Origin of the sequence: Kitasatospora sp. NPDC004799, assembly GCF_040609095.1 — a bacterium.
Taxonomy (GTDB): domain Bacteria; phylum Actinomycetota; class Actinomycetes; order Streptomycetales; family Streptomycetaceae; genus Kitasatospora.
Genome location: NZ_JBEXJK010000441.1, coordinates 1 through 6,550, shown reverse-complemented (window position 1 = coordinate 6,550; position 6,550 = coordinate 1). Strand labels below are relative to the sequence as shown.

Sequence of the window (6,550 nt, the reverse complement as noted above, 5' to 3'; positions counted from 1 at the left end):
GTCCGGATTCTGGTCCAGCGCGACCTTGCCGCCCGGTATGGGGTAGCTCTTCACGGTGGACGTCGCGGTGGGGGGGGGGGCGGGCCGGCGGGTGGGCGACGCGGTGGTGCCGGTGGTGCCGGTGGTGGCCGGGGTGTGCGGAGCGGTGGCCGCGGTGGCGGTGGCGGTGGCGGCGGTGCTCGGGGAGGCCGCCGGGGAGGGGGTCGTGGACGGCGCGGCGGAGTGCGGCTGGTCCGGGGTGGCGGGCGCGGAGTGCGGCGTGCCGTCGGCCCTCGGGGAGGGCAGCGGCAGCGCCGTGGGCTGCTCGAACGCGGCGCCGGTCAGCACCGCGTGCACGCCGAGCCAGGACAGCGCCACCGCCGCCCCGGTGGCCGCCGCCCAGGCGCCGAGCTGTACCAGTCCGTTCCGCATCGTCCGCACATCCTGCCGTATTTCCAAACGGATGGAGACCGGCACCCCCGGTATTCGGCAGGGTAGTTGCACAATGTCCGGACCCACCCCGAGGTACAGACCACTGACCGGCGATGGCGTACCGTGCAGGGCCATGGCAACAGTGCTCGTGGTCGAGGACGACCCCTTCGTACGGTCCGCGCTCATCCGCCACCTGACCGACACCGGTCATGCGGTCCGCAGCGTGGGCACGGCTCTGGAGGCGCTGCGGGAGGTCGCCCAGGTCGGCTGCGACCTGGTGATCCTCGACCTGGGCCTGCCCGACCTGGACGGCAGCGAGGCGCTCAAGATGATCCGGGGCCTGACCGACGTGCCGGTGATCGTCGCCACCGCCCGGGACGACGAGGCCGAGATCATCCGGCTGCTCAACGACGGCGCCGACGACTACCTGGTGAAACCTTTCTCCGGGGAACACCTCAGTGCCCGGATGACCGCCGTGCTGCGCCGGTTCGGCGGCGGCGCGGCGCCCGTCGCCCAGGTGCTGCGGGTCGGCGGACTGGCCATCGACCTCCAGCGACGGGAGGCCGCGCTGGACGGGCGGCCGCTCGACCTGACCCGCCGTGAGTTCGACCTGCTGGCCTTCCTGGCCGCCCGGCCCGGCGTGGTGGTGCCCCGCAAGGAGATCCTCGCCGAGGTCTGGCAGCAGACCTACGGCGGCGACCAGACCATCGACGTCCACCTCTCCTGGCTGCGCCGCAAGTTGGGCGAGACCGCCTCCAACCCCCGCTACCTGCACACCGTCCGGGGCGTCGGGGTCCGGCTGGAGGCCGCCGGGGGCCTGGCGGAGCACCGGACATGAGGCGGTTCGGGCGCTCGCTGCGCTGGGCCCTGGTCAAGGCCGCCGTGGCCGGGACCACCATGGTCGCGCTGGCCTTCCTGATCCCGCTCGGGATGATGGTCCAACAGACCGCGCGGGACCGGGCCTTCACCGCCGCCGAGCGGCAGGCCGCGGCGCTCGGTCCGGCCCTGGCGATCACCACCGACGAGGACGCGATCAACCGGGCCCTGGCCAGTACGGACGCCGGCGGGCAGGGGCGGATGGCGGTGCACCTGCCGGCCGCGCCCGTTCCGGCGGCTGCTCCGGCGGCACCCGCTCCGGCAGCGCCTGCCTCGGGAGCGCCTGCCTCGGGAGCACCTGTTCCCGCAGCACCCGTTCCGGCGGCCGGGCAGCCCGCCGGGGCGGGCGCCGCGGGGAGCGGGACGGCGGCCGCCGGGAGCGGCGAGCCCGGGGGCCCGATGCTGGGGGAGGGGCGCGCCACCGCGGCCGACGTGGCCACGGCCGGCGGGCAGGGCCGCTCCTTCACCGTGCAGGTGCCCGGCGGGTACGCCCTGCTCCAGCCGGTCGCGGTGGACACCGGGCGGACCGCGGTGGTCGAGGTGTTCGTGGCCGAGAGCGACCTCACCCGGGGCGTCGCCACGGCCTGGCAGGTGCTCTCCGCCGTGGCGCTCGGCCTGGTCGCCGTCTCGGTCCTGGTCGCCGACCGGATGGGCAGCCGCATCGTCGGCTCCGCGCGCACCCTCGCCGGCGCCGCCCGCTCGCTCGGCGCCGGGAACCTCTCGGTGCGGGTCCCGGTGGAGGGCAAGCAGGCCGAGGGCAGCCCCGAGGAACTGCGCGAGGCCGGCCAGGCGTTCAACACCATGGCCGACCGGGTGGTCCAACTCCTCGCCGCCGAACGGGAACTGGCCGCCGACCTGTCGCACCGGCTGCGCACCCCGCTGACCGTGCTGCGGCTCAACGCCGCCTCGCTCGGCGAGGGCGACGCGGCCGACGCCACCCGGCACGCGGTCGCCCAGCTGGAGCGCGAGGTCGACCAGATCATCCGCTCGGCCCGTCGCGCCCCCGAGGACGCGCCCGCCGTCGCGGTCGGCTGCGACGCCGCCGAGGTGATCCGGGAGCGGGTCTCCTTCTGGTCGGCGCTGGCCGAGGACGAGGGGCGCGGCTGGCAGCTGGCCGGCGCCGAGCGGGCGGCGCCGGTGCCCGTCCAGCGCGGCGACCTCGCGGCCGCCGTCGACGCGCTGCTCGGCAACGTCTTCCGGCACACCGCCGTCGGCACCGCCTTCTCGGTGGACGTCCTGGCCACCGACAGTTCGGTGATCGTCCTGGTCGGCGACGCCGGACCGGGGTACAGCGATCCGGCCGCCGCCCTCAAGCGGGGCGAGGGGCACGGCGGCGAGGGCTCCACCGGCCTCGGCCTGGACATCGTCCGCAAGCTCGCCGAGTCCACCGGCGGGGACCTCGCGCTCGGCCGCTCGGCGGTGCTCGGCGGGGCCGAGACCCGGCTGCGGCTGCGCACCCGGCCGCAGGAGGCGGAGCCGGCGCGGGGCGGACGGGGGCGGCGGACCAGGGGCGCGCTGTTCCAGAAGTGACGGCGGCCGGTCGGGGGCGATCGCCCCGGGGTGCTCCGGCGGCGAGGGAGCGCGGCTGGTCAGGCCCGCTTTGTGACGCTGCGTAGTCGGTCGCGAACGGTTCCGCCCGGACGGCATCCGGTATCGTCGCTGGTTGGCCGAGCCGTGGACGGAGTGGACAGTGACAGCGGTGCAAGACGAGCGCAGCCCGGTGCGGACCGCACCCGACCCCTCGCCCGCCCCCCTGTCGGACCGGCTGCGCCGGACCCTCGGCGCCCCCGTCCGGGCGCTGCGCGAGGCCCCCCGCCGCCCACTGCTGGCCGCCTCCGCCGTGGCACTGCTGTCCCTGCTGGTGTACGCGGTGGTCCGGCACTTCGTCCACACCTCGATGGTGGACATGATCGTCTACCGGGCCGAGGGCGCCGCCGTGGCGAACGGCACCGACCTGTACGCGCTGCGCGTCACCGAGTGGAACCTGCCCGCGACCTACCCGCCGTTCGCGGCGATGCTGTTCGTCCCGACCACCTGGTTCCCGGTCCCCTTCCTCCGGGTGGCGATCACTCTCGGCAACATCGGGCTGCTCGCCCTGCTGACCCACCTGTCCTTCAAGCTGGTCGGCTGGCCGCGCCGCGAGCTGCGGCCGATCGGCGTGGTCCTGGTGACCGGCCTCGGCGTCTGGCTCGAGCCGGTCTTCACCACGCTCCGGTACGGCCAGATCAACCTCGCGCTGGCCTGCCTGGTCCTCTGGGACCTCACCCGCGCGGACGGGCGGCGGAGCAAGGGCGTGGCGATCGGCATCGCCGCCGGCATCAAGCTCACCCCCGGGCTGTTCGCGGTCTACCTGCTGATCACCGGCCGGGTCCGGGCCGCCTTCGTGGCCGGCCTCACCTTCCTCGGCACCTTCCTGCTCGGCGCCCTGGTCCTGCCCGACGCCACCTGGGGCTTCTGGACGAAGTACCTCTACGACTCCTCCCGGGTCGGCAAGACCTGGATCGTCGACAACCAGTCGATGCGCGGCGCCTTCGCCCGCCTGCTGCACACCGCCGACCCCGGCACCGTCGCCACCCTCGGGGCCGGCCTGGTCGCGCTGGCCGGGCTCGCCGTCTCCGCCTGGGCCGTGCGCAGCGGCCGCTGGCTGCCCCGGGCCGAGGCCTGGGGCGTCTGCTGCGCGGCCGTCACCGCCGTGCTGATCTCGCCGATCAGCTGGACCCACCACTGGGTCTGGTGCGTGCCGACGCTCGTCCTGCTGGCCGCCGAGGCCTCGGTCGAGCACGCCCGTCCGGCCGGTGTCCGCCGGCTGCGCTGGCGGGCCGCGTTCTGGGCCACGCTGCTCGCCTTCGTGTCCTTCGCGATGTGGGCCGCGAAGCCGGTCGGCCTGGCCGTCCTCGACCTGTCACCGTGGCGCCAGCTGCCGACCTCGGTCTATCCGTGGGTCGGACTCTGCTTCCTGCTCGCCGCCGCCGTCCGGATAAGGGCCCGACGCCGGTCGGCCGGCGCGCCGCTGGTCCGGCTGCCCGGACAGCGGGACGCCGGCGGCCCGGACGCCGCCCGCGGTCGTCAGCAGGCCCCCGCGGCCCGCTGAGCCGCCGGGGGCGCCGCTGCCGCCTCCCCGCTCCCGCTCCTGCTCCCGCTCCGTCCGCCGGGCCCGCCGATCGCCGGGGCGTCCCCCGGTCGGGTGTTCCACGGCGGGGGGTTCCTCGGGCGGGTGTTCCTCGGCCGGGTGTTCCCTGTCCGGGTGTTCGCGCGGGTGCTCGTACCCGTGATGCTGTACGTGCCAGTGCACGCTGCGGCGCACGCCTAGGCGAGCAGCTCGGCGAGCGAGCCGTCCATGTCCAGCGCGGCCAGCTCGCTGCCCGGCGGGACCAGCCGGTGCGCCCGCTCCAGCCAGGCCGCGACGGCCGGCAGCGGGGCCTCCAGCAGAGCGTCCCCGGCGGGGGAGCTGAGCGCCAGACAGAGCACGCTGCGGCGGCCCGAGCGAGTCGGCCAGATCCGCACGTCGCCCTGGCCGCACGGGCGGAAGGTGCCCTCGACCAGCAGCTCGCGGGCGAACACCCAGGTCACCGGGGAACCGGTGTCCAGGTGGAAGGTGATGTACACCGCGTACGGGTCGTGGCTGCCGTAGGACAGCCGGGCCGGAACGGGGACGCTGTGCTCCGGCGAGAGCACCAGGTTGAGCTCCAGCTCGTGCTCGACGACGCTGACGGGACGCTCCATGATCGTCTTCCTCTCTGCCTTCGGGCGGCACCCGGTTCCGGGCCCCTGTGACCTTTGAGAGGGCGGTCCGCACCGGCTCTTACACACGTTTCCGGGATTTCTTCGGGAAGTTTGGTGTGGGGTGGTGAACGGCGGGTGGCACGGCGCGCGGGCAATCACCGTGCGCTGGGTTCCCTACCCTGAGCGACCCTCCGCTGTCCGGGGAATCGCGAACTTCCCGTCACGGCTCCGGTGAGGTACTACCCTTTGTGACTGCCCGGCGACTGTCCGCCCATCGGTGGTGCCCCCACGCGCGCCGAGCGCCGGGCGCGCGCCGGGTCGTGCGCGCGGGTGGATGTGTCTGCGGTGGTCGGGCCCGGTCGGCCCGCACCGTCCTCGTCAGGCCCTGCCAGGAAAGAAGACCCCCATGACGGACCGCCCCTTCGCCGCCGACGGCGACCCGGCCGTCGCGCCCGAGCCCGGCTACTACCCCGACCCCTCCATCCCCGGCTTCGTCCGGTACTGGGGCGGCTCGGCCTGGGTGCCCGGCACCAGCCGGCCCGCGCCCGCCGCGGGCGAGGTGCTGGAGCCGCCCCGGTACGCGACCCGGCGGCCCGCCCCGGAGGGGGCGGGGGCGCGGGTGGTGCGGCCGCCGGTGGTGCCGGAGGCGGTGGCGGCTCCGGGGGTGGTGGCGCCGGAGGGCGGGATGCCGGGGGTGGCGGCCTCGGTGCCGGGGGTGGTCCCGGAGCCGGCTGCCCTGGATTCGGTGGTCTCGATGCCGGTGCTGTCGGAGCCGGTCGTCCCGGAGCCGGTCGTCCCGGAACCGGTGGTCGCGGAACCGGTGGTCTCGGAGCCGCTGGCGCGGGTGCGGGTCGGGCCGCCGGCGGGTGGCGGCGACACCGGGCCGGTGTACTTCGACCAGACCTCGGGCGGGGCCTCCTTCGTGCTCGGGCCGCGGTTGGCGGAGGTGATCGGCGGGCCGGTGTTCCGGACAGTGGACCGGCCGGGAGCGCCGTCCTCCGGATCGTCGGGGGTGCCGTCGCAGGGCCTGCCATCGGGCTTCGGCGGCGCCGAGCCGCCCGTGGGCGTGGACGGGCCGGGAGCCGTCGGTGCGGTGCCCGGGGCGGTCCCGGCGCCCGGTCCGGGCTCGCTCCCGGGGTCGGGTCCGGCCCCGGGGTCGGGTCCGGTCCCGGCCCCGGCTTTCGGGGAGTCCGGGTGGCAGGCCGATCCGCGGCGGCAGCGGGGCCTGATGGAGACGGGCGATGCGCCGCGCTGGGTCTCCTGGGGGGTGATTCCGGAGGCGCCCGATGCAGAGGAGGGGCGCGCGGAGCCCGAGCGCGCTCCGGCGGCCGTGGAACTGGCCGCCGCCGGCGCTCCCGCCGTGGCGGTGGCCGTGCGGGACGCGCCGGTACCGGCCGTCCTGGCCTCCGGTCCGGTGCCGGTGGTCGGCGAGGGGGCGATCGGCATGCCCGGCCCGGGTCGCCCCGAACGCCTGACGCCTGAGAGAGTGTTGGGTAATCGGGTGACTACTGGTGCTTGAGGTCGTCGGCGAGGCGGCGGG

Annotated in this window: 5 protein-coding genes and 1 pseudogene; 4 read left to right on the top strand and 2 right to left on the bottom strand. The window is 76.0% G+C overall.

What is annotated here, in order from left to right; genetic code table 11:
- Positions 1-411 (bottom strand): annotated as a pseudogene (locus ABZW03_RS34845) (hypothetical protein); the annotation flags it as partial.
- 133 nt (positions 412-544) lie between these two features.
- On the opposite strand from ABZW03_RS34845, the gene ABZW03_RS34840 reads away from it, so the two are divergent.
- The 3 genes from ABZW03_RS34840 (at position 545) to ABZW03_RS34830 (ending at position 4,378) form a co-directional block, all read left to right on the top strand.
- On the top strand, positions 545-1,249 hold the full coding sequence (locus ABZW03_RS34840) for a response regulator transcription factor (RefSeq protein ID WP_355267587.1): 705 nt from the start codon (positions 545-547) through the stop codon (positions 1,247-1,249).
- Positions 1,246-2,817, top strand: a complete 1,572-nt coding sequence (locus tag ABZW03_RS34835) for a HAMP domain-containing sensor histidine kinase (protein ID WP_355267584.1) — start codon at positions 1,246-1,248, stop codon at positions 2,815-2,817. The genes ABZW03_RS34840 and ABZW03_RS34835 overlap by 4 nt, the downstream gene beginning before the upstream one ends.
- A gap of 160 nt (positions 2,818-2,977) precedes the next feature.
- The gene (locus tag ABZW03_RS34830) at positions 2,978-4,378 is read left to right on the top strand and encodes a glycosyltransferase 87 family protein (protein WP_355267581.1); all 1,401 of its coding nucleotides are present in this window, start codon (positions 2,978-2,980) and stop codon (positions 4,376-4,378) included.
- 215 nt (positions 4,379-4,593) lie between these two features.
- Here ABZW03_RS34830 and ABZW03_RS34825 read toward each other — a convergent pair whose 3' ends face one another.
- Positions 4,594-5,010: an SsgA family sporulation/cell division regulator gene (locus ABZW03_RS34825; RefSeq protein WP_097237712.1), complete on the bottom strand. Its 417-nt coding sequence runs from the start codon at positions 5,008-5,010 to the stop codon at positions 4,594-4,596.
- 406 nt (positions 5,011-5,416) lie between these two features.
- Here ABZW03_RS34825 and ABZW03_RS34820 point away from each other — a divergent pair, with 406 nt between their 5' ends.
- Positions 5,417-6,529, top strand: a complete 1,113-nt coding sequence (locus ABZW03_RS34820) for a DUF2510 domain-containing protein (protein WP_355267577.1) — start codon at positions 5,417-5,419, stop codon at positions 6,527-6,529.
- The last annotated feature ends 21 nt before the right edge of the window (positions 6,530-6,550 follow it).

Coding starts and splice junctions, on each gene's coding strand:
- ABZW03_RS34825 (WP_097237712.1), bottom strand. CDS start 5,010: ATGGAGCGTCCCGTCAGCGTCGTCGAGCACGAGCTGGAGCTCAACCTG.
- ABZW03_RS34820 (WP_355267577.1), top strand. CDS start 5,417: ATGACGGACCGCCCCTTCGCCGCCGACGGCGACCCGGCCGTCGCGCCC.
- ABZW03_RS34840 (WP_355267587.1), top strand. CDS start 545: ATGGCAACAGTGCTCGTGGTCGAGGACGACCCCTTCGTACGGTCCGCG.
- ABZW03_RS34835 (WP_355267584.1), top strand. CDS start 1,246: ATGAGGCGGTTCGGGCGCTCGCTGCGCTGGGCCCTGGTCAAGGCCGCC.